General features: G+C 37.7%; 12 protein-coding genes, 2 tRNA genes and 1 pseudogene. 13 read left to right on the plus strand and 2 right to left on the minus strand.

All coding sequences use genetic code 11. From position 1 onward, the window contains the following. Positions 1 to 292 precede the first annotated feature (292 nt). Complete coding sequence (locus D1B17_RS02615; protein ID WP_120143172.1) at positions 293 to 2,116, minus strand: FAD-binding protein; 1,824 nt, start codon at positions 2,114 to 2,116, stop codon at positions 293 to 295. Positions 2,117 to 2,805: 689 nt separating this feature from the next. On the opposite strand from D1B17_RS02615, the gene D1B17_RS02620 reads away from it, so the two are divergent. The 12 genes and pseudogenes from D1B17_RS02620 (at position 2,806) to D1B17_RS02675 (ending at position 21,644) form a co-directional block, all read left to right on the plus strand. Further along, positions 2,806 to 3,735, plus strand: a complete 930-nt coding sequence (locus D1B17_RS02620; protein ID WP_120143171.1) for an FAD:protein FMN transferase — start codon at positions 2,806 to 2,808, stop codon at positions 3,733 to 3,735. A 131-nt stretch (positions 3,736 to 3,866) separates the two neighbouring features. Continuing rightward, on the plus strand, positions 3,867 to 4,475 hold the full coding sequence (locus tag D1B17_RS02625; protein WP_120143170.1) for an NADPH-dependent FMN reductase: 609 nt from the start codon (positions 3,867 to 3,869) through the stop codon (positions 4,473 to 4,475). A 9-nt stretch (positions 4,476 to 4,484) separates the two neighbouring features. Next, the gene (locus tag D1B17_RS02630) at positions 4,485 to 5,729 is read left to right on the plus strand and encodes an NAD(P)H-dependent oxidoreductase (RefSeq protein WP_120143169.1); all 1,245 of its coding nucleotides are present in this window, start codon (positions 4,485 to 4,487) and stop codon (positions 5,727 to 5,729) included. A 1,795-nt stretch (positions 5,730 to 7,524) separates the two neighbouring features. Further along, entirely contained in the window at positions 7,525 to 8,877 is a 1,353-nt protein-coding gene (locus D1B17_RS02635; RefSeq protein ID WP_120143168.1) for an FAD-dependent oxidoreductase, read from the plus strand. Positions 8,878 to 9,969: 1,092 nt separating this feature from the next. Further along, on the plus strand, positions 9,970 to 12,501 hold the full coding sequence (locus D1B17_RS02640) for a YfhO family protein (protein ID WP_120143167.1): 2,532 nt from the start codon (positions 9,970 to 9,972) through the stop codon (positions 12,499 to 12,501). A gap of 675 nt (positions 12,502 to 13,176) precedes the next feature. Continuing rightward, a complete protein-coding gene (glpK, locus tag D1B17_RS02645; RefSeq protein WP_120143166.1) occupies positions 13,177 to 14,685 on the plus strand; it encodes a glycerol kinase GlpK in 1,509 nt (502 codons plus the stop codon). Between the two features lie 39 nt (positions 14,686 to 14,724). Continuing rightward, on the plus strand, positions 14,725 to 16,221 hold the full coding sequence (gene glpK, locus D1B17_RS02650; RefSeq protein WP_120143165.1) for a glycerol kinase GlpK: 1,497 nt from the start codon (positions 14,725 to 14,727) through the stop codon (positions 16,219 to 16,221). 703 nt (positions 16,222 to 16,924) lie between these two features. Then, positions 16,925 to 18,400, plus strand: a pseudogene (locus tag D1B17_RS02655) (peptide MFS transporter); the annotation flags it as partial. Positions 18,401 to 19,113: 713 nt separating this feature from the next. Then, a tRNA-Tyr gene (locus D1B17_RS02660) sits at positions 19,114 to 19,196 on the plus strand. Positions 19,197 to 19,201: 5 nt separating this feature from the next. Next, positions 19,202 to 19,273, plus strand: a tRNA-Gln gene (locus tag D1B17_RS02665). A gap of 134 nt (positions 19,274 to 19,407) precedes the next feature. Further along, positions 19,408 to 20,109, plus strand: coding sequence for a GntR family transcriptional regulator (locus D1B17_RS02670; RefSeq protein ID WP_120143163.1), 702 nt, complete (start codon positions 19,408 to 19,410; stop codon positions 20,107 to 20,109). A 140-nt stretch (positions 20,110 to 20,249) separates the two neighbouring features. Continuing rightward, positions 20,250 to 21,644 (plus strand): O-antigen ligase family protein, encoded by a 1,395-nt coding sequence (locus D1B17_RS02675; protein WP_120143162.1) that lies wholly within the window; start codon positions 20,250 to 20,252, stop codon positions 21,642 to 21,644. Positions 21,645 to 21,922: 278 nt separating this feature from the next. Here D1B17_RS02675 and D1B17_RS02680 read toward each other — a convergent pair whose 3' ends face one another. Further along, complete coding sequence (locus D1B17_RS02680; protein WP_120143161.1) at positions 21,923 to 22,651, minus strand: WecB/TagA/CpsF family glycosyltransferase; 729 nt, start codon at positions 22,649 to 22,651, stop codon at positions 21,923 to 21,925. A gap of 58 nt (positions 22,652 to 22,709) precedes the next feature. Between D1B17_RS02680 and D1B17_RS02685 the strand changes: the two genes are divergently transcribed. After that, the gene (locus tag D1B17_RS02685) at positions 22,710 to 23,786 is read left to right on the plus strand and encodes a glycosyltransferase (protein WP_120143160.1); all 1,077 of its coding nucleotides are present in this window, start codon (positions 22,710 to 22,712) and stop codon (positions 23,784 to 23,786) included. Positions 23,787 to 23,924 lie beyond the last annotated feature (138 nt).

A 23,924-nucleotide genomic window follows, 5' to 3' on the forward strand; every position in this document is an offset into this window, starting at 1 on the left:
CTTCGCAAAGTTCGCGAATTTCAAAACTCGTCCCGTGGTGTAATGTCTGAAGCCATAACGCCACCTTCACTGCTGCCAACATTTCTTGTACCCAGAGGCTAGTGTATTAGTAATTTTTAATGTGGCATATTTAAGATTTGCCTTTAAAATCAAAAAATAGGGTAGATAAATTTAAATGAAAACTTATCTATCCTATTTCTGTATTCGTTCTATAACCAATGTTGAGAAAGAACTCAAAATCAGATTACTGTAATCATTATTTTAATGAACATATTTGTTTAACTCCCTAAAGCTATTTAACTTGTTTTAATGCGTTTGCGACGGCTTCTTTGATAGCTTTACTTGATGCCGAAGCTCCAGAGACAGTATCAACATCGACGGAATTCTTTGCAACGATTTCTTTAGGTAGCTTTTTAACGGCTTTTAATCCATAATCGTCTGATTCGCTTTGTTTCAAAATTTCGATATTTTGAATGTCATCTTTTTCAGGCGCAGTGACACGGACAACGATTTCGTTACCCATACCGGAAGTTGATTTGCCGATATATTGGTTGGCTTTAGTTTCAAAATGTTCTTCACCGACATCTGAGCCTAAACCTTCCTCATGGACACTGGCTGATGTTTGTGTATCAACCGTGGTTGAAGTTTTAATTTCTGGCTTAGCGCTGGCAGCATTTTCACCGGCAATTTTACCAAAAATCAAGTTTTCGGCTAGATTACTACCGCCGTTATATTGACGGCCCATCAAACTTCCTAATTCACCAGCGGCATAAAGATGTGGTATCACGTTATTATCATTGTCGACCACTTCGGCTTTGGAATTGTGGACTGGTCCACCTTGGGTATTTAAGAGTCCTTGAACCATTGCTAAAGCGTAATATGGCCCGTCATCAAAGGCTGTTAGAGTATCGGCATCACGATTAAATGCATAGTCTCGTTTAATGTCAGCAAAGTGGTTGAAATCTTTGATCGTATTACGTAATTTATCCACGTTGACATTCATTACTTGGGCTAAACTGTCTAGATTATCAGCTTTAACAACTGAATCCAAGAATTCGGGATAAGGTGCATTCTTGTCGTTAGCTAGTTCATCATATTTCTTTTGGTCAAAGACAACATAGGGATGACGTTGTGCTTGAAGAATCCGCCAGTTACCGTGATCTTGAGTGTGACCGTGACGATGCATTTCGTTTTCATCAAAGTAACGTGTGCCATCATCACCGACAACAATTAAACTACCTTGGTGGAAAGCAGGCCAATCAAATGGCAAAAATTGTGAACGTTGACCTTTTGCTGGTTTGGGTGTTAAGCCATGGAAAATACCATAGGCTTCATAATTATTCATATTATAAAGTTGAGCGCCAACTTCGCTAGCCATCTTGATACCGATACCTTTGTTATATAAAGAACCGATTGGATTCAAGCTTGTTTCACCAAGGTAGTTTTCGACCATCTTGGAATTATTCTCAAATCCACCAGTAGCCATAACAACTCCATTATTGGCATAAACGTTGAGAAATTTGTCATTACGTTTAATTTGAACACCGACAACTGCGCCAGTAGCTGGATTTTGAATCAAGTGTTCAGCCGGTGTTTGATAAAGGACGTCGATTTTGTCAGCGCGTTTAAGAACTTGTTGACGTAAATTCTTCCACAAAGCTGAGTCAGCAACGCCTTCATGCATCGCAACTAAGTCGTGGGTAGCTTGACCACGGAATTCGGGATATTCATGGGCCATAAAGTGTAAAGCTTTGGAAACTGGAGAGTCGGGATGTTGTGCCATGATAAATGGTTTAACACCAAGATATTTTTCCAAATAGTTAGGAATATCGTATAGGCCTTGAACGTAAGTCTCCATCAAATCTTTATCATATGACAACGGAAAAGCCAGGTCTTGATAATACTTACGCAAATCATCGAGATTGCTACCAGTTGAAATAACTTGTCCAGCGTAACGAGTATTGCCACCTTCATGACCCTCAGGAGCTGAATCAGTAATCAAAACTTTGGCGCCATTATCTGCTGCAAAACGGGCAGCCGTAGCACCAGCACCACCGAAACCTAAAACAATCACATCATAAGTTGCGTTCCATTGTAAATTTGAATCCTCAAACATTTTTTATTCACTCCATTCCTTTAGTCGTTAACGAGGTTTGCCGTCTCCGGAACGGATAAATATTAACTGGCTGTGCGGACCGAGTCGAGCCAAGGTCTCGCCTCGCGGTTTTAAACTTCGCAAAGTACGCGAAGTTTAAAACACGCCCGGTGGTGTAATGGCTAAAGCCATAACGCCACTTTCACTGCCAGTTAATATTCATCCGTTCCTCCGACCAGAGTATTTATTTTTTGATTTTTGCTTAAGGTAAAAAAATACTTTGAGTTCTATTACTTTAATCATTAAGAATACAAAAGTAATGAAATTAAAAAAATCATCCAACTATTCAAAATATATAAGAGACTAGCCGTAAGGGGTAAGGAATTTAGGTCGCTGTGCAGGTGGTGTTAGCACTTTAGTGCTTACACCACGGGACGAGTTTTGAAATTCGCGAGCTTTGCGAAGTTCAAAATCGAAACTTGAGACCGCTCTTTGGCTCAAGTTGGTCCCCACAGCGAGCTAAATTCCTTACTCCTGGAGGCGGCATATTTCCAATAACATCAATCATATCTTCTCGTTAATGTTAGGATTAATATAACTCTATTTATAAATATTGTGAATAAGTTCATTTTGTCGAAAACGACATGATAGACTATGATAGAAACGTTCGGACGAATAAATAATTTTTTAAAATAAGTTGAGGAATTGATATGAGCCTAATTAATAAAAGTTATTACGCTTTGGGAACGGCGATTAATTTATCGGTTGCTGCTCCTGCTAGTGAGGCTGATTTGGATGCTGGTTATGCGTTGATTCAACATTTTGAGGATAAGTTGACGGTTAATCGAAATGAGTCAGAAGTGATGTCGATTAATCATAATGCTGGTATTAAGGCAGTGGCTGTTCCAGAAGATACCTATGGTCTGATTAAAAGGGCTGTTTTGGTTAGCCGCAAATATTTAGGGTTTAATGTTGCCATTGGTCCATTAGTCAAGTTGTGGAAAATTGGTTTCAAGGGTGCCAATAAACCTAGTGATGCTAATATCAAGGCACGGTTGAAATTAATCGACCCTGAGCGAATTCAATTGGATGATGATAAACAAACGGTTTTTTTGGAAGAAAAGGGCATGGAAATCGACCTTGGTGGCATCGCCAAAGGTTATATTGCAGACGAAATCAAGCAGCTTTGGCTCAAGCGTGGAGTTGAAACTGGCATTATTGATCTTGGTGGAAATGTCTTGCTAGTCGGTCCCAGTCAACATGCTGACAAAGAGTGGAATGTCGGTGTCCAAAATCCCATTAAACCTAGATCGGTTTCTTTAGGAGTAATTCATACAACGGCCAAATCAATTGGTACATCAGGGATTTATGAGCGGAGGTTAGTAATTGATGGTCATGAATATCACCATATGTTCGATTCCAAGACCGGCTATCCAATCAAAAATAATCTTGAAAGTGTCACGATTATTAGTGACAGATCGATTGATGGTGAAGTTTGGTCGACGATTGGCTTTTATCAAGGCATAGAAAAGGGTAAAGCCTTGATTGAAGTACAACCAGGAATTGAAGCGGTATTTGTAACGAAAGATTTAAAGGCCGTTGTAACTAGTGGTTTAGAAGATAAGTTTAGTTTGCTTTAGTTAACAGTTTTGTCCCTGAATCACATATAACAAATTTATATAGAAAACGATTACATTAATATATTGCTTTATTTAGTGAAACATTTTACAATTATCATGACGATGAAATTATAAATGGGATGATTAATGATATGAAAAAATTTATTGCTATTGTTGGATCCAATTCAGCCAAATCAACTAATCGTGAATTGCTGGAGTATATGCAAAAGCATTTTCAGAATCAAGCAGAAATTGAATTGGTTGAAATCAAAGGATTACCAATTTTTAAAAAGAGTATTGATAAATATGTACCAAAGAGAGCGTTAGAACTAGCTAATCGAATTGAAGCGGCTGATGGGGTTATTATTGCGACTCCAGAATATGACCACTCAATTCCGGCAGCTTTGTCGAGTACGTTAGCTTGGTTGTCATATGGAATCCATCCATTTGTCGATAAACCAGTGATGATTACGGGTGCTTCATACGGCTCACTAGGGTCTTCACGTGCACAATCACAATTACGTCAAATTTTAGATTCACCAGAATTAAAAGCCCGTATTATGCCTAGTTCAGAATTTTTGCTCGGACATTCGTTACAAGCTTTTGATGATAACGGTGATTTGAAGAGTGAAGCTGAAACTGAGCAATTAGATGGCTTGTTCAAGGATTTCTTACAATTTGTCGATATTTCAGAACAATTGAATCACGCAAACGATGTTAATAAACAAAAAGCAGAACAATTTTCGTGGGATATAGGCTAGGGGGATAGTATGAAATTAGTTGGTATTGCTGGCTCAATTGCTGATCAATCATATAATCGAATGCTTTTAAATTTTATTGCTAAACATTTTGCTGGCTTAGTTGATGTCGATGTTTTGAATATCAATGATGTGCCAATGTTTTGCCAAGATGATGATCAGACTGACAGTCCTGTAATTCAAGATTTAGTTAAAAAAATTCAAGCTGCTGATGGCGTAATTATTGCGACACCTGAACATAATCACAGTGTTCCGGCAGCTTTGAAAAATATTATTGAATGGCTTTCTTATGAAGTTCATCCGTTCGATCAAAAACCAGTAATGATTGTTGGGGCTTCATATCACGTTCAAGGTTCATCGCGGGCACAGTTGCATTTGAGACAAATTTTAGAAGCTCCAGGTGTCAATGCGATTGTTTTGCCAGGTAATGAATTTCTTTTGGGTGATGTCAAGAGTGCTTTCGATGACGAGGGTAATCTAAAAGATCAAAGAACCATTGATTTTCTACAATCGACGATTCAAAAATTTATTAAATTTGCTGAGGTGATTAATATGATTGGACAAACAAATAGTTACGAAGATGAAGATTTGAGCGCAAAAAAGGGAACCGATACAACAATTGAAGGTGTAGACATGAATGATGAAAACTGGTTAGATAAAGCTTCTAAAAAAGTTAATGCCGTTGAAGGTGACACTTATGTTAAATTGGATTCTGGCTTGTTGACAGTTAACCAATTGAACTATTTCCTAAAGACGATTCCGATTGAATTAACTTATGTGGATGAAAATAATCAATTTATTTATTACAACCGTTTCTTACCAACAAAAGACATGCTAGCAAAGAGAACACCTGCTCAAGTTGGTGATAGTTTGGATACAGTTCATCCTGAAATTAGTCGTGTAATTAAGCATGTTAAGCAAGTTATCAACACGTTAAGAACAGGTAAGACAGATTTGGTTTCTATGGCTGTACCTGGCAGTGATGATAAGCATCATGTTATGCATTATTACAAAGCTATGCATGATGAAGAAGGCAATTACAAAGGAGTAAACGAGTGGGCTGTTGATATCAAACCAATTGTTGATCAATATTTGAAAGCTACTGGCCAAAAGCTAGTTAAAGATCCAAATGCCCAAGTAGACGCTAATTCTGGAGCATCCGAGAAACCTAGTGTTGATGCAACATCCGGAGCTTCTGAAGAACCAGCGAAACCAGAGGTAAAAGTTGACGCAACAACTAGCGCATCCAAACATTAAGTATTAGGACAAAACTACCAATATCGTTAAACGTGTAACAAAACATAGCTTTTTCCGCTTAAACCAAACAAGACCTGTAATCCAAAATCGGATTACAGGTCTTGTTTGGTTTAATGCTCGAAAGTTGACCATGTTTTGTCACACTCTCTATTTGTCGTAATGCTTGAAAGTTGACCATGTTTTATTCCACACTTGTGTTTTTTTATTCGAATAAATTCGTAAAAATTAGACAAAAAAACAAACCCGTTTGAGGAGGACGGGTTTGTTTTTTACTACAATATGTGTAGTGGCATTACCAGTAGTGTCAGGGATAAGATATGAATGCTTGTGGGTTTCCATGTTTGTCAAATAGAGAGGGATTTATTAATTAAAAAGCATTCAAAGTAAATTATTGTAATGGGATAACGCATTTGAGGGGGTGAAACGAAATTGATTGAGGGGGGCAATCTCGTTTCAGAATGCGATTAAAACTTCTGGTAACGATATGAGGATGTATCGCGACCTTCATTAAGAGTTAAAAGGAAGGAAGGCATTTGTCATATCTGTACCCCTTTCACAGTTAATAATATAGCATATGTGTTTAAACATCTTAATTCATAATAAGAAAAATATTTTTTATAAATATGGTGTTCTTTTTTGTGAGGCCGCCGGAGGTGGTGAGAAGTCAAGGCTGCTGTGGGGACCGATTCGAGCCGAAGGGCGGTCTCGAATCTCGCTTTTGAACTTCGCAAGGTACGCGAATTTCAAAAGTCGTCCCGTGGTGTAGGAGCTAAAGCTCCAACGCCACCTTCACTGCTGCCTTGATTTCTCACCACCTCCGGCTTAGGTTTTTTGGGGGATGATTGGTTGCCGTTATATTTTTGTCCTTTTAGTAGCTTGTAAAAAAAGAAAACCATTATTTTAAAATGCAGTAATCTTGAGAAAAATTAATTAGTTTATAGAGATAACCTTTTTTTATTTAGCGAGAAATGAAACTGCAGTGTTAAATCAACACTCCAAAACCCAAATAAACTAGCATCTGATAGCACGGGACTTTGTCAGCAGTGAAAGTTGAGTTAGTGCTTTAGCACTTACTCAAAATCGAGTCTTGAGACCTTGGCTCAAGACGGTCCCACAGCAGACAAAAGTCCCGTGCTATCAGATGCGGCATATTTACCCCCCCAAAAAAAAGGCAAAAAAAAACAGCTCATCTTGGGGGGATGGGCTTGTTTTTTTGCTACAAAAATGTGTAGCGGCATTACCAGTAGTGTCGGAGGTGAGATATGAATGCTTGTGAGGTTTCCATATTTGTCAAATAGAGAGGGATTTGTTAACTAAACGAAAGCATTCAAAGTAAATTATTATTGTAATGGGATAATACTGTTAAGTGAGGATTGATTGAGGGGGCAACTCTCACTTAATAGCAAGTTATGTCAGGTCGACGATATGAGGATGTGTATCGCAACCTTCATTAAGAGTTAAAAAAGGAAGGAATTGTATTGATCATATCTGTACCTCTTTCACATATATAATATACCACATGTGTTTAAACAGTTAAATTCATTTTTAGAAAAAATATTTATTTATTTTTAACAGAATATTTATTATATTTTGTGAGACTATAACAGTAAGCTGTTTTTCTCGACCTAGGGCAAAAATAATACTCACAAGGCTAGGAAATGTGGTTTAAATAGTAAATATTATGGAAAACATTCTAAATATTTATAATGTTGATATGTTTTTTTAAATATCGTGTAAGCGCTTTAATTATGGTAGGATGTTAACTATAATAAATAAAAAAAGGGTGGTTTTTATTATGAAAGTAAGTATTGTAGGTTGTACTCATGCCGGAACATTCTCCGCAATGAACATCTTGAAGGAACATCCTGATTGGGAAGTTTCTGTTTTCGAACGCAATGATAATCTTTCATTCTTATCATGTGGGATTGCACTTTGGGTTAGTGATCGTGTTTCAGATCCTAATAAGATGTTCTATGCAAGTCCTGAAGCCTTGACTGAGATGGGCGCTCATATGCACATGCAACACGATGTTACAAATATTGATTTTGATAATAAAAAATTAGCTGTTAAGAATTTAGTAAACGGGGAAACTTTCGAACAACCATATGACAAATTGGTTATTACGACTGGTTCTGCTCCAGTTGTTCCTCCAATTCCTGGAATCGACTCAAGTCGTGTAATGCTTTGCAAGAACTGGACTAATGCTAAAGAATTGAAGGAAAATGCTAAAGACGTTAAGAGTGCTATCGTTATTGGTGCCGGATATATCGGTGCTGAATTGGCAGAAGGTTACGCAACTCTTGGCAAGGAAACTACTTTAATTGATGCATTACCACATGTTTTGGCTAAGAATTTTGACCCTAATATGTCAGCCGTTGCCGAAAAAGATTACATTGATAACGGCGTTACATTGGGCATGGGTGAAAAAGTTGAATCATTTGAAGAAACTGATCACAGTGTCATTGTTAAGACTGATAAGAATACTTATGAAGCAGATATTGCTGTTATGTGCGTCGGCTTCCGTCCTAATACAAAGATGTTTGCTGATAAATTTGAAACACTACCAAATGGCGCTTTGATTGTTGATAAGTATATGCACACAAGTATCCCAGATGTCTTCTCAGCCGGTGATGCAGCATCAGTTCACTACAATCCAACAAATGACAACCAATATATTCCTTTAGCAACTAACTCAGTTCGTCAAGGTATTTTGGTTGGTAAGAATATTGAAAAAGATACTGCTGAATATATGGGCACACAAGCAAGTTCAGCCGTTGAATTGTTTGGCAGAACATATGCTGCTAGTGGTTTGACCAAAGATCATGCTGAAGTTCTAGGCAAGAATGTTGAGACAGTTTCACTTGAAGACAACTATCGTCCTGAATTTATGCTAACAACAACACCTGTTTTGATGAATCTAGTTTGGGACCCAGAAACAAGAGTGGTTCTAGGTGGCGCTTTGACAAGTATGTATGATGTATCGCAATCAGCTAACTTGTTGTCACTAGCTATTCAAAAGAAAGTTACGATTGATGAATTATCGATGGTAGACTTCTTGTTCCAACCAAACTTTGATAAACCAGTTAACTACGTCAGTGCCCTTGCTGGTGCTGCTGTAGAAAAAGCAGATTCTAAAGTAGCTGAATAGAAACACTCCCTGATATCGAAAATATTATATAAATAATAAAGCCAGTAATTCCTGTTTTGGGATTGCTGGCTTTATTTTGGGTTCCGCCTCCAGGAGCAATGGAATTAGGTCGCTATGGGGACCGATTCGAGCCGAAAGGCGGTCTCGAATCTCGCTTTTGAACCTCGCAAAGTGTGCGAGGTTCAAAAGTCGTCCCGTGGTGTAATGGCTGAAGCCATTACACCACCTGCACAGCGACCTAATTTCATTGCTCCTTCCGACTAGTTTATTCGTTGGTTTTTATGTAAAATGTGAAGTATAAAGTAGTTGATATTTTTACACCTTGAAAAACTAGAGTATCTTAAAGTTTATTTTGAAATTTTTATCCTTTAGTTAAAAGATAGTTAAAAGATATAGTCAAAAAATCGATTATCATCAAGCAATTACCATCTTAAAATGAAAGCATTAGTCGGAGGAGCTGAAACATCGGCAACCCGCTGTGAAAGTGGCGTTAGAGCTTTAGCTCTTACACCATCGGGCGTGTTTGGAAACTTGCTTGCAAGGCTTCAAACCGAGACCTGAGATCTTGGCTCAGGTCGGTCCGCACAGCAGGTTGCCGATGTTTCAGCTCTGGAGACGGCAAAAAAAAATTCACATTAAATTCAAACTTTTCTACAACCAATTTCATAAACTCTCGTTACTATGTATACATAGTCAAATATGGCTATTCCAAAAACGAGGTGAAGTATATGAAAAAACATCCAATTCTCGTATTAACGGGTGTATCTGTTTTAGCAGCTGCGTGCACTAAAATGATTAGAAGTCACAACGAAAAGAAGTTTTTGAACTAATTCACTACAAACAAAAATACAATAAGTAAAACATTCACATTCAAAATAAAACAAATATCAATTGATTTGAGGTAAATAATATGAAAGTAAATATGCTAAAAGGCTTGCGTAAGCAAGCCTTTTTTGTCGTGTTTCTTTTGCTTTTTTGGTATTTATCTCATATCATTTTAATAAGCTAACACGTAGACTTTTTTTATAATTAAATCTGAGCCGTTAAAGTTAAAGCTAGTGAAACGGCAGTGGACAAGGAGATCTTGAGCAAATGTCAAAACGTAATGTCCAGTATTATTTTGGTGCGTTTTTTCTTAATTTATTAATTATTTCTATTGTTTTTGCTTATTCTGGATTGGTCCCGTTTGGTAGTAATAATTTTTTGAGTAGTGATTTAGGTACACAGTACTTAACTTTTTTGACGGAACTGAGACGACAATTGGTTTCGGGAAACTTTCATTTATATTTATTTAGTCAATCGTTGGGAGATAACTTTTTCCCAGTCATTAGTTATTATTTGTTGTCACCATTTAATTTATTGCTAGTACTATTAAGTCCCAAAGGGGTACCGGCTGCTGCAAATATAATTATTATGTTGAAAATTTCCACAATGGGTCTTTCGATGGCATATTTCTTGAAGTCATATTTTCAAAAAGACGGTATGGCTAATTATATGTTTACGATTGCCTACAGTTTTTGTGGATTTGTGGCGTCGTATTTTTATGATCTGATGTGGCTTGATGCGCTGATTATGTTGCCGTTAGTAGCAGTCGGCGTGATGCATGTAATTAAAGAGCAAAAATATATTCTGTATTATTTTTCTATTCTTTTAGCAATTATTTTTAATTATTATTTAGGTTATATGCTCTGTATTTTTTCACTTTGCTTCTTTATTTATCTGGGATTGGAAAATAATCTCTTTCAAACTAAGGGTAAATGGCGTGTGATTCGGGATTATTTAGTAACGTCGATTTTAGCCGGCTTCAGTTCAGCAGTTGTTCTGGTGCCAACTTTAGTCGGAATGTTGAAAACTGCTAAAACCTCTTTTGATGTGCTGAACTATTTACCCTCGGCTCGTTTTGGCTTAGAGGCTCTGACGGAATTAGGCATCGGCGGCAATACTTTTGACCAACGTTTGGAGCATGGTCCGTCAGTTTTCATGACTTCAACAATTTTGATTTTAGTCTTGGCGTTCTTTGTCAGTGATCGTATTTCAAATAGGGATAAGTGGTATTCAACCTTACTAATTGGCACCTTATTGATCAGTATGTTTGTTACAACGTTTAATACCGTTTGGCATATGTTTCAAAACCCAGCTGGATTTCCTTTTCGAAATAGTTTTATTTTTTCTTTTGCCTGTATTTTTATTGCTTACAAGGCCTTTGATAATGGCGTTTTTCATGATACGGGGACGATTGTTGAAAGTACTTGTTTAGCAGGGATTTTGGTTTGTATTGGTTATTCGACAGAGTGGTTGTTGCCAAAAATCATTGAAGAGTTAGGCTTTGGAAAACCTGATAATCGCTATGATGGACGTTATTTTTGGTTGAGTATTACTTGTATTATCATCTCGGGCTTGATTTTATTAGCGTTCAATCGGAATCAAAAGTTTTTGAAATTAGCCATTTTGATGATTGTTTTTGAAGTGATAGCTAATTTTAATTCGGTTATTAGTACGGCAAGGTTTGGCGATCAGTTAGTTTATCGGGAAGAGTTTGCTAAAGAAGACAATATTTTAAAAAATGTTAAAAATCGTAGTCATCTAGGTCATCGAATTATTGTTTCAAAGTCGGGATTGAATAAAGCTTTTCCGGAAAAATATAATAACTATAATGATCCGATTTTGTTCAATATTAATGGTGTCAGTCTTTATAGCTCAACTTTGAATCAAGATACTCTGACCATGATGCATAATTTTGGTTATTATAGTCTCAATGTTCGACGAATTAGTTACTTTGGGGGAACCAACTTAACTAATGCCTTACTGGGAGTCTATTATCGTGTTCGGCAGTGGGATAATCACTATTACGTTGAAGAAAACTACAATGCGCCAACGCTCGGATTTTTAGTTGACTCTGACGTGTATGGATTTAAAATGTATTCCAAACGGGCTTTAGATAATCAAGACCGCCTCTGGCAAGCGTTGAATGGTAATAGTTATGAGTATTTGAAAAATGCTTTAGTTAATAGCATGCAACAAATAAATGTCAAAAATAAAACGATGTATACGTATCAATTGACAACTAGAGCCAGTGGTCCAATGTATTTTTACGTTTCACCAATGAACTATGATAAAGCTAAAATTTATGTTAATGGTAAACGAGTCAAGACTAGCTCGATGAATGTTTATAGTGCAGCCACTTTGCGTTTAGGGCATTTTAGGAATAATAAAAAAGTTGAAGTGAAAATTTTGACTGATAAGTCATTAGATTTAAATCCTGAATATTTTCAATCATTGGATCAAAAAGCTTTTCTTGAATCATTACAACAATTTAGAAAAAATTCATTAAAAATAACTTCCAATTTGAATCACGATACGGTGAGAGGAACCATCAAGGTGCCCGTAGATTCACCATTATTGTTAAGCATTCCGTACGATGATGGCTGGAGCGCCAAAGTTGATGGCAAGAAAGTTAAATTACATAAAGTAGTAGATAATTTAATGGCAATCAATTTAGATGCAGGCAAACATAAAGTAGTTTTGGATTATCAAGTTCCAGGCTTAAAATTAGGTTGGATAGTTTCAGTAGTTTCAATGTGTTTGTTTGCGGGATTTGAGTATTTTAGACGGAAAAGAGGTTGATTGTTAGTTTCCGCTTCCAGGAGTAAGAAATTTTGGTCGCTATGGGGACCGTCTGGAGCCAAGGTCTCCAGACTCGATTTTGAGCCTTGCTGAGAACCGCAAGTCTCAAAAGTCGTCCCGTGGCGTAAGCGCTGAAGTGCCAACGCCACCTTCACAGCGACCAAAATTTCTTACTCCTTCCGGCTAGGGTGTGTTTTCAAATTAGTCTGATAAGAATCTATTCTGATACGGATAAATATTTTAAGTGCGTGGTTGTTCCAGAATTCTATCAAAACGATAAAAAATATTTGAGGCCTCAAGCCATTTTTGAGTTAATAAAGAACTAGTCGGAAGATTCGGACAGTGGTTACTGGCAGTGAAAGTGGTGTTAGGACGACCGCTTTTGTCGTTCTTACAGCACCGGGCGCATTTAAGACTTGCCGAACTTGCAAGGCTTAAATCGAGGTTCGAGACCGTGGCTCGGACCGTTCCGCACCGCCAGTGACCACTGTCCGAATCTGGAGACGGCGTATCCTAGTTTATTTGTGATTGAAAATTAAAATACAAAACATAAATCTTAATTAAAATGAACCAAAAGACAAGATTTTAGAAATGATTATGATATTAGTTTCCAAAACTAACTAAATGTTATAATATTTTGGTATGAAACGTTTACATTAATAATGAGGTGAAATGATGTCAAGTGAATATATTATGGCAATTGATGAAGGTACAACTAGTACTCGAGCAATTATTTTTGACCAAAAGGGCTCTAAGATAGCTGATGCTCAACGTGAATTTACTCAACATTTTCCTGAACCTGGTTGGGTCGAACACGACGCTAACGAGATTTGGAATGCTGTTCAATCAACTATTGCAACGGTCTTTATTGAATCTGGCATTAAACCAACCCAAATTAAGGGTATCGGAATCACTAATCAGCGTGAGACGACGATTATCTGGGATAAAAATACTGGCCTACCAATTTATAACGCGATTGTTTGGCAAAGTCGTCAGACATCTGATATTGCGGCTAAATTGGAAAAAGATGGCTACGGTAAGATGATTCATGAAAAAACGGGGCTGTTAATTGACCCTTATTTTTCAGCTACTAAGATTCGTTGGATCTTGGATCGAGTTGACGGTGCCCAAGAACGAGCTGAAAAGGGTGAATTGCTCTTCGGTACGATTGATACATGGCTGCTTTGGAAACTTTCTGGTGGGGCAGCCCATGTCACTGACTATTCCAATGCTAGTCGGACGATGTTATTCAATATCCACGATTTGAAGTGGGACGATGATATTTTGAAAGCTTTGAATATTCCTAAGGCAATGTTGCCAGAAGTTCGTCCTAATTCAGAAGTCTATGCTAAAACTAAGGGCTATCATTTCTATGGCTCAGAAGTTCCTATTGCCGGTATGATTGGTGATCAGCAGGCGGCACTTTTTGGTCAAATGGCTTTTGAACCTGGTATGGTTAAGAATACTTATGGAACCGGTGCCTTCATTGTTATGAACACTGGTGAGAAACCACAATTGTCTGATAATAATTTATTGACGACAATTGGTTATGGAATCAATGGCAAAGTTTACTACGCTTTAGAAGGAAGTATTTTCGTTGCCGGTTCAGCTATTCAATGGTTGCGTGATGCGATGCGCTTAGTTGATACAGCACCAGAATCAGAAGAGGCCGCTTTGGCCTCAAATGATGACGATGAAGTTTATGTTGTACCTGCTTTTACTGGATTAGGAGCACCTTATTGGGATGCTGATGCTCGTGGAGCGGTCTTTGGACTCACGCGTGGAACAACTAGAGACGATTTCATCAAAGCTACGTTACAATCTTTGGCTTATCAGTCACGGGATGTTTTGGAAACGATGAAACGTGACACTGGTATTGATATTCCAACTTTGAAAGTTGACGGTGGTGCAGCTAATAATAGATACCTGATGCAATTCCAAGCTGATATTTTACAAACTCCAGTCCAACGGGCCAAAGATTTGGAGACAACGGCATTAGGTGCTGCATTTTTAGCTGGACTAGCAGTGGGGTATTGGGATAACCTAGATGATATTAAGAAACAATATGCAACTGGGGCAACCTTTGACCCTGAAATGGATCCTAAGCATGCTGATTATCTTTATGAAGGTTGGCAAGACGCTGTCAGTGCAACAAGAAAATTTAAACACAAAGCAAGAAAGTAAAAGGCGATTGTCGCCTTTTTTGGTGTGTGGGAGTTAATTATGGAAAAAGATTATATTTTAGCAATTGATGAAGGAACCACGACGGCTCGAGCAATTATCTTTGATCACAGTGGTAAGAAGATAACTACAGCTAGGCATCCAATTAAACAAATTCTACCTAATCCAGGCTGGGTCGAGCACGATCCAAATGAATTGTGGAATGCTGTACAAACGACAATTGCTACTGCTTTGATTGATTCCGGGATTAAGCCGCAACAAATCAAAGCCATTGGAATTGCCAACCAGCGAGAAACAACGATTGTTTGGGATAAAAAAACTGGTTTGCCAATCTATAACGCAATTGTTTGGCAAAGTCGTCAAACCTCTAATTTGGCTAATGATTTAATCAAAAATGGTTATAAAGAAGAAATTCATCAAAAAACTGGCTTGATTATTAGTCCATATTTTTCCGCTACCAAGATTCGGTGGATCTTAAATCACGTTGAAGGTGCCCAAGAACGAGCTGAAAAAGGCGAATTATTGTTTGGAACAGTTAATACGTGGTTACTTTGGAAGTTAACTGATGGTGAAGCATTTGCGACCGATTGTGCTAATGCTAGTCGAACGATGCTTTACAATATCAATACTTTGCAATGGGATGATGATTTATTAAAACTATTTAATATCCCTAAGGCGATGTTGCCAGAAGTTAAATCAAATTCAGAACATTTTGGTGTAACAAAGAATTATCAATTTTATGGTTCAGAAATTCCAATTACTGGGATGACCGGTTCACAACAAGCTTCTTTGTTCGGACAGATGGCTTTTGAAAAAGGTATGGTCAAAAATACTTATGGTACCGGTGCCTTTGCTGTTATGAATACAGGTGATAAACCAGCCTTGTCAGATAATAATTTGTTGACGACAATTGCATATGACCTTAATGGTCAAGTTAAGTACGCCTTAGAAGGTAGTGTTTTCATCGCTGGAGCTGCTTTACAGTGGTTGCGAGACGACATGCGCTTAGTTAACAGTACCCCAGAAACATCAGCAGCTGCTTTAGAATCAGCCAGTCAAAATGAAGTCTACGTTGTACCAGCCTTTGCCGGATTAGGAGCACCTTATTGGGATAACAAAGCACACGGAACAATCTTTGGCATTACCCGAGGAACCACAGATAAAGATTTGATCAAAGCAACCCTACAAGCAATTGCTTATCAAACTAAAGATATTATTGAAACAATGAGTTCAGACGCTAAAATGCCAATTGAAGTTTTAAAAGTCGATGGAGCAGCATCAGCCAATGATTACTTAATGCAATTTCAAACCGATATTTTGGGAATTGAATTGCAAAGATCATCTGAATTAGAGACAACTTCATTAGGAGTAGCATTCTTAGCCGGTTTAGGAGTAGGATTCTGGAAAGATTTAGATGATATAAAAAAGAATTATCAAACAGGAAAACTATACCAACCAAAAATGGAAGATTCCGTTCGTCAAGATCTATATGCTGGTTGGAAAGATGCCGTTGAAGCTACAATGGCGTTTAAGCATTAAAAAGGGGTTCCGCCTCCAGGAACAAGAAATTTTGGTCGCTATGGGGACCGGTTGGAGCCAAGGTCTCCAACCTCGATTTTGAACCTCGCAGAGTACGCGAGTTTCAAAAGTCGTCCCGTGGTGTAATGGCTGAAGCCATAACGCCACCTGCACAGCGACCAAAATTTCTTGTTCCTTCCGGCTATTGTATTCGTTGTATTTTAGTGTTAACTGCATATATATCACTGGTTAGTTGGTTCAGAGTCTTAGAAGATTAAATAATTTTGATTTTTAAAGTTACGTTGATTCCTTCATTCATTTTGACAATCATCATTAAAATTAATTGTCAGTTATCAAAACAATAACCAACATAGTTAAACTATCCGGAAGGTTCAAGCAATGAATCCCGCAGTGACGGTACTGTTAGGACTTTAGTCCTTACAGTACAGGACGTGTTTTGAAATTCGCGTTTTTTGCGAAGTTCAAAACCGAGCCTGGAGACCTTGGCTCCAGGCGGTCCCATTGCGGGATTCGTTGCTTGAACCTGGAGGCGGCCCTCCATAAATTATAAAAACTTAAAAAAATAAGAGCCTATATTAAATGGCTCTTATTTTTTTTTGTTGATATACAAGGGATAGCGGTGTTTTATTAAAAAGGTTTTGACATAAAGAATTTGAAAGTTTAATATTAATACATTCATTGTGTAATGTGAGGAGAATTTTTTAATGGACGAGAAAAAGATCGAGGTTTCTTCGGACAACCGACAGGCTTGCGTACATTATTTCTAACTGAGTTCTGGGAAAGATTCAGTTATTATGGTATGCGTGCCATTTTGCTGTTCTACATGTACTATGCGGTAACAAAGGGCGGTCTAGGGATGGACCGTACTACAGCCGCTTCAATTATGTCAATTTATGGTTCACTAGTTTACATGTCAAGTGTGCTAGGTGGATTTATCAGTGATAGATTATTGGGAGCCAGAAGAACTGTTTTCTGGGGTGGTGTGTTGATCATGCTTGGTCATATCGTACTATCATTCCCAATTGGTGAAACAGGATTATTCCTATCTATTGGACTTATTGTTATTGGTACTGGACTCTTGAAGCCAAACGTATCCGAAATGGTTGGTGGATTGTATTCAGAAGGAGACCCAAGACGTGATTCTGGTTTCAGTATTTACGTTATGGGTATCAACTTAGGTTCCCTATTTGCACCACAAGCTGTTAACAGTATGAGTAATGCCTTTAATTTCCACGCTGGTTTCTCATTAGCTGCTATCGGTATGTTTATCGGATTGATTGTTTATTGGTGGGATGGACGTAAGTACTTGCCAGAATCAAGTTTACATGCCCCAGATCCTATCACAGACGAAGAACGTGGACGCTTCTATAAACGAGTTGCCATCGTTGTTGTAGTTATTGCGGTCATTGTAGCTGCGTTGATTTTTGCACATGCCTTTACAATTGATAACGTTATTACAATTATCAGTATCTTAGGTATTGGTTTACCTGTTGGTTACTTCATTATGATGCTAACAAGTAAGAAAGTTACTAAAATTGAAAGATCACGTGTTTTCGCTTATATTCCATTGTTCATCGCTGCAATGATTTTCTGGGCAATTGAAGAACAAGGTTCTGTTGTCTTGGCATTGTTTGCTGCTGAACAAACACAACTAAACTTTGCTGGATTACATTTATCAGCACCACAATTCCAAATGCTTAACCCATTCTTTATCATTATCTATACACCATTCTTTGCTTGGCTATGGATCAAATTGGGCAAGCGTCAACCATCATCACCATCTAAGTTTTGGCTGGGATTAGTTGCTACAGCTATTTCATACTTTGTCTTGATTATTCCATTGATGGGTCTAAGTGGTAGCGGAAAAGTTAGTCCACTTTGGCTAGTTCTAAGTTGGGGTATTATCGAAATTGGTGAAATGTTGATTTCTCCAGTTGGATTGTCAGCCACAACTAAATTGGCTCCAAAGGCTTTCTCTGGTCAAATGATGAGTATGTGGTTCCTAGCTGATTCAGCTGGTCAAGCTGCTAATGCTCAAATTGTTAAACTATTCGTACCTGGTGATCCTAAAAATGAAATGATGTTCTTTGGTATTACAGGTATCGTTACATTAGTTGCAGCTGTCTTATTGATTCTATGTGTTCCTTGGATCAAGAAGATGATGAAGGGTGTTAACTAAAATATAATTTAAACCAAGCCGTAGCTTTGATGCTGCGGCTTTTTTGATGGATTCCGCCTCCAGGAGCAAGAAATTTTTGGTCGCTATGGGGACCGATTCGAGCCGAAAGGCGGTCTCGAATCTCGATTTTGAGCCTTACTGAAAACCGTAAGTCTCAAAAGTCGTCCCGTGGTGTAATGGCTAAAGCCATAACGCCACCTGCACAGCGACCAAAATTTCTTGCTCCTTCCGGCTGGTTTATTCGTTGATTCCCAGTAGTTAATATATTGTAATAGTGTTTAATTTTATGAGGTTAGTTTATAGAAAGGTGTTGTTTTAAATTGGTCAATTTTGTCTTATATGAATAGTGTGCTTGACGTTAGTTGAGTCTTATTGGTCAATTCTAATAATTTATTGGATGGCAATTATATTCGTAAAACAGACATTAGTCGGAAGAATCAAGAAATGGTTGCTGGCTGTGAAAGTGGTGTTAGTACGGTGATTTTCCGTACTTACAGCACCGGGCGTGTTTGGAGACTCGCGGTTTTTGCGAGGCTTCAAACCGAGGCATGAGACCTTGACTCATGCCGGTCCGCATAGCCAGCAACCATTTCTTGATTCTGGAGACGGCATCTTTAGCAACACTTTTTCAAAAAAATATAAAAAATCACTTGAAATGATTATAGATTTTCGGTAATATTATTTAAGTCGAATGAGACATGTGTTAAACACATGGAGGGGTAGCGAAGTCTGGCTAAACGCGGCGGACTGTAAATCCGCTCCTTCGGGTTCGGTGGTTCGAATCCACTCCCCTCCATTAATTGGGTTATAGCCAAGTGGTAAGGCAACGGGTTTTGATCCCGTCATGCGCTGGTTCGAATCCAGCTAACCCAATAACTTAAAAAGGCAAAATTCATACTTTGAATTTTGCCTTTTTATTTTTTTCTAGTTTTTTAGACCAATTCTTAATTTTTTAGCGAAATACGGTATAATTAACAGAAGTAATGCTCGTAAAGGAGTCCATGATAATGAAGGTACCAGTATATATACAAATTCATAATGAAATTAGAAAAGAAATTGAATCTGGCAAGTGGGCTGTGGGGGAACGTATTCCATCAGAGAGACAACTCTCTCAAGATTTTGATGTTAGTCGGATGACGCTTCGCCAAGCTATTCAAACACTTGTAGATGAGGGAATTTTACAACGTCAAGTTGGTTCAGGAACTTATGTTGCTAGTAGCAAGGTTCAAGAGAAGATGTCAGGTACGACCAGTTTTACTGAAATCACCGAAAGCCAAGGGAAGAAGCCTTCTAGTAAGACTGTTTCTTATCATGTTGCCGACCCTTCAATTAGTGAAATTGAAAAGTTGAAACTTAAAAATGGCGATCAAGTTTTACGAATGGAAAGAATTCGTTATGCTGATAAGCAACCAATTTGTTTTGAAGTTGCGACTATTCCAATTGAAATTGTTAATAGCCTAAATAAAAAAGACATCACGTCTTCACTATATAAGGCACTTGAGGATAAAGCTGGTTTAAAATTAGGTGACGCTACACAAACTGTTTCAGCTATTTTAGCATCCGAAAAGATTGCTAATTTCTTAAACGTAAAACGTGGCTCGGCTATTTTGAGGGTTCGTCAAGTTACAACATTAGACGATGATCGACCTTTCGAATACGTTCGTTCACAATATGCCGGAGATCGGTTTGAATTTTACTTAGAGAGATAATTTTTAAATTTGAAGGATTTAAAAGCATTTTGTTATTGTTAGGATGTTGTGAAAATAATAGATATTTAATTTCTTTCAAATTCGTTTTAAGGTAAGATATAACCTGATATGTTTTTTAAATTTTTAACTGGGAGTCACTTATGCAAAGCTTTATAAAAAAGTACAGTATCTTCTTGATGCTATATATTGTTTTTCAACCTGTATTAGATGCTGTTACCGGACTGATGGCTCAAGCACATATTAATATTACCTTCGGGGTTTTGATACGCATGGCTGTGATGGCTGTGACTGTATTTTATATTCTGATGTTCTTGATACTTAATAGGGATAATAAACATGGGTTTCGAGTCATCGCGTATTTCGTAGTTTTAGGAATAGTTTCGGTGATTAGTTTAATTGTAAATTACAAACAAAAAGAATTATTTATACCATCGCTAGAATTAACAACTTTGGCAAAAAGTGTGTACTATCCAATCATGTTGCTAGGATACTTTTATGCCTTTGAAGAATTGGCTGAGGATCGAATCATCAACCGCTTCTTCCCAAAAGTAATTTTTTATGCTGTGAATATCATCAGTATTATCATGATTATCGCTCATTTTACTAACACAAGTTTCAGTTCATATGCTTACTATAAGCTAGGTGAAAGTGGCTGGTTCTACGCTGCTAATGAGTTGAGTGCGATTGTTTCAATTGCCTTTCCAATCATGGTTTGGTACGCATTGAAAAAAATTAGCAATTGGTCAAGAATTTATTATTGGCTGACAATTATTTTAGCAATCTATGCCGCCTTGTTGATTGGTACAAAAGGATCACTATTAGCAATTCTCTTTGGTACATGTATGGCAATTTTAGCTGCTGTGATCCACTTCTTCCAAGACAGTAGCAGACGTAAATTTAACGCCGGAATTGTAGTGCTATTAGGTTTGACCTTAGGTGGAGTTTTTGCAGCATATCCAGCTATGGCCGTATCAAGAACAGCCGAATTGCATAGTGATATGATCAAGTACAAGAAGAAACAAGCTAAGACGAAAAAAGGTATCACTAAAGACCAAAAGAAATACGTTGAAACTAATAAAACCGTTTCATACTTGTTGAGTGGTCGAACAGTGTACTTTGAAAATGCCGCTAATAACTTTAAGAAAGCAACCCCAGCTCAAAAAATCTTTGGTATGGGATATGCTACAAAGTTTAAGAGTGAGAAGAAAGCTAAATTGGTTGAAATGGATTATATTGATATCTTCTTCCAATTTGGATTCCTCGGCACAATCATTTACTTAGCACCATTACTATATTGCTTGATTTATCTAATCGGAACTTTCCTTAGAAAATTCAAGGATATGTGGTCGTTTAAATGGGCAATGCTCGTTGCCAGTGTAGCGTTAGGATTTGGAATGGCTTTAATGACAGGACACGTTATTGAAGCACCATCAGTAAGTATTTACTTCGTTTCAATCTTGAGTTATGCGATGTTGAACGCAAGAATTTTCCTTAGAACAAACCAAAATCCATATACAATTGATGTGGAAGATTAAAAGTGTACTAAAAAAACTAGTAATCCGTTGGGATTGCTAGTTTTTTTGTCGTTATAACGAAAGAGTGTTCAAAATTTATTCAAAACAACGAATAAACTAGCCGGAAGGAGCAATGAAATCAGGACGCTGTGAAGGTGGCGTTAGCACTTTAGTGCTTACACCACGGGACGAGTTTTGAAATTCGCGTACTTTGCGAAGTTCAAAATCGAGCTTGGAGACCTTGGCTCCAAGCGGTCCCCACAGCGACCTAATTTTCTGGCTCCTGTAGGCGGCAAAGCTTATGAATGATTCTTTTTTTCTTTTTTAATTAAACGCATATATTTAGGAATCGCAAGCATTCGACCAAAACGTGTAGGTTCTTTAATTAGGCGATAGAACCATTCCAAGTTAAGTTTTTGAAAAATCTTAGGGGCACGTTGTTTAGTTCCCGAGAAGACATCAAAACTACCACCAACACCGATCCAAATGGCATCAGCTTTATTACGATACTTGTTGATAAAAATTTCTTGCTTAGGGGAGCCTAGAGCAACGAAGATGATGTTAGGTTTCTTTTCGGCAATTTCGTTGACGATGTCTGTTTCATCTTTGAAATATCCATCGTGATAGCCAACAAGATCGATTTGAGGATAGTCTTTTTTAATTTTATCGGCACTAGCTTGAATTACTTCAGGCTTAGAACCAAGTAGATAAACTTTTAATAGTTTGCGGTTAGCTGTTTCGACTAAATATTGTAAAGTATCGAATCCAGTGATACGTTCAGGTAGCGGAGTACCTAGACTCTTGGCTCCTTTGATGATCCCAATTCCATCAGGAATTACGTAGTCAGCATTATTGACAATTTCTGAAAAATTGGTATCTTTTCTTGCTGAAAGAACAATTTCGGGATTAGGTGTTACGATAAATCTGTTTGCATTTACATCCAGATCGTCGTCTAAGTATTTATGAAATTGTTTTGTTGTGAGATTATCAAACTCTGTACCTAAAATATTTACTCTATTTTTGTGCATGGCGTTCTCCTTTAATGTATTATTATACACGAGAAAGATTAATTTGAGAGGTGTCTAAATGAGGGTTTTACATATTAATGCCGGTAATGAAGACGGTGGAGCACGTACATATATTGTTAACCTGATGAAGGGTCAAAAACTGATTGGCGAGAAGAGTACGTTATTAACTTTTCAAGAAGGTCCAGTTTCCAAAATGGCGCGTGAAAATGGCTTAAGTGTTTCTGTAATGGAACAAAAGCAACGCTTTGACTTATCGATCCTAAAACCATTAACAAAATATATTAATAATAATAATTTCGATATTGTACATACACATGGACCTCGTGCTAACTATATCGTGTCTTTGATCAGAAAGAAAATCAATGCTAAATGGGTCATAACAGTCCATTCTGACCCCCGTATCGACTTTTCGGGCCTCAAAGGTAAAGTTATGCTCAAATTAAATCTACACGCTCTAAAGAGAGCTGATTCACTTTTCTACATGAACCCAGATTTGGAAGAATATTTTGAATCATTGAATATCAGATCAAGTAAAACATTTGAAGTTTTCAATGCGATTGATTTTTCTGGCATCAATCCTAGATTTACTCGTCAACCTGCATTCAACTTGCTGGAAGTGGCACGATTAGTTGAGGTCAAGAATCATCGACTATTACTAGAAGCTTTGAGTAAAGTTAAATTTAATTATCGCTTAACGTTGGTTGGCGATGGTCCGTTGATGGATGATTTGCGTGATTTAGCTAAAGAACTAGGTATTAAAGATAAAGTTGATTTCGTTGGTTTTCGCGAGAATACCGGTGATTACTACCAAGAATGTGACGTATCCGTTTTGACATCTAAGTCAGAAAGTTTACCAACCGTTTATCTTGAATCAGCTGCTTATGGTAAACCAGTTATTGCAACAAACGTCGGGGCTACCGATAAAATTATCAATGATGATACTGGTTGGCTAGTCGATTCAGGTGATGAACAAGGGTTGATCAAAGCTCTGACTGATGCCCACTCAATGTGGCGTGATGGCAACCTTGATCAGAAAGGTTTGGCACTTTATCAAGAGGTCAGAGATAACTATTCGATCGAACAATTAGCAAGAAAAGTAAATGACGGTTATACGAAGACAATAAATGCGGAATAATGTAAAATACGTAATGTTAACTATTGATTGAAAGTTGCCGTCTCCAGAGCCGAAAAATAGTCACTGGCTGTGCGGACCGCATCGAGCCAAGGTCTCGCTGCTCGATTTGAAGCCACGCAAAAAGCGCGTGTCTCCAAA

The sequence above is a fragment of the Companilactobacillus zhachilii genome (assembly GCF_003606365.2).
GTDB lineage: Bacteria > Bacillota > Bacilli > Lactobacillales > Lactobacillaceae > Companilactobacillus > Companilactobacillus zhachilii.

Excerpts from the sequence above, each read along its gene's own strand:
- D1B17_RS02675 (WP_120143162.1), top strand. The coding sequence starts at position 20,250 with ATGCAAAGCTTTATAAAAAAGTACAGTATCTTCTTGATGCTATATATT.
- D1B17_RS02680 (WP_120143161.1), bottom strand. The coding sequence starts at position 22,651 with ATGCACAAAAATAGAGTAAATATTTTAGGTACAGAGTTTGATAATCTC.
- D1B17_RS02640 (WP_120143167.1), top strand. The coding sequence starts at position 9,970 with ATGTCAAAACGTAATGTCCAGTATTATTTTGGTGCGTTTTTTCTTAAT.
- D1B17_RS02615 (WP_120143172.1), bottom strand. The coding sequence starts at position 2,116 with ATGTTTGAGGATTCAAATTTACAATGGAACGCAACTTATGATGTGATT.
- D1B17_RS02630 (WP_120143169.1), top strand. The coding sequence starts at position 4,485 with ATGAAATTAGTTGGTATTGCTGGCTCAATTGCTGATCAATCATATAAT.
- D1B17_RS02670 (WP_120143163.1), top strand. The coding sequence starts at position 19,408 with ATGAAGGTACCAGTATATATACAAATTCATAATGAAATTAGAAAAGAA.
- D1B17_RS02635 (WP_120143168.1), top strand. The coding sequence starts at position 7,525 with ATGAAAGTAAGTATTGTAGGTTGTACTCATGCCGGAACATTCTCCGCA.
- glpK (WP_120143165.1), top strand. The coding sequence starts at position 14,725 with ATGGAAAAAGATTATATTTTAGCAATTGATGAAGGAACCACGACGGCT.
- D1B17_RS02620 (WP_120143171.1), top strand. The coding sequence starts at position 2,806 with ATGAGCCTAATTAATAAAAGTTATTACGCTTTGGGAACGGCGATTAAT.
- D1B17_RS02625 (WP_120143170.1), top strand. The coding sequence starts at position 3,867 with ATGAAAAAATTTATTGCTATTGTTGGATCCAATTCAGCCAAATCAACT.
- D1B17_RS02685 (WP_120143160.1), top strand. The coding sequence starts at position 22,710 with ATGAGGGTTTTACATATTAATGCCGGTAATGAAGACGGTGGAGCACGT.
- glpK (WP_120143166.1), top strand. The coding sequence starts at position 13,177 with ATGTCAAGTGAATATATTATGGCAATTGATGAAGGTACAACTAGTACT.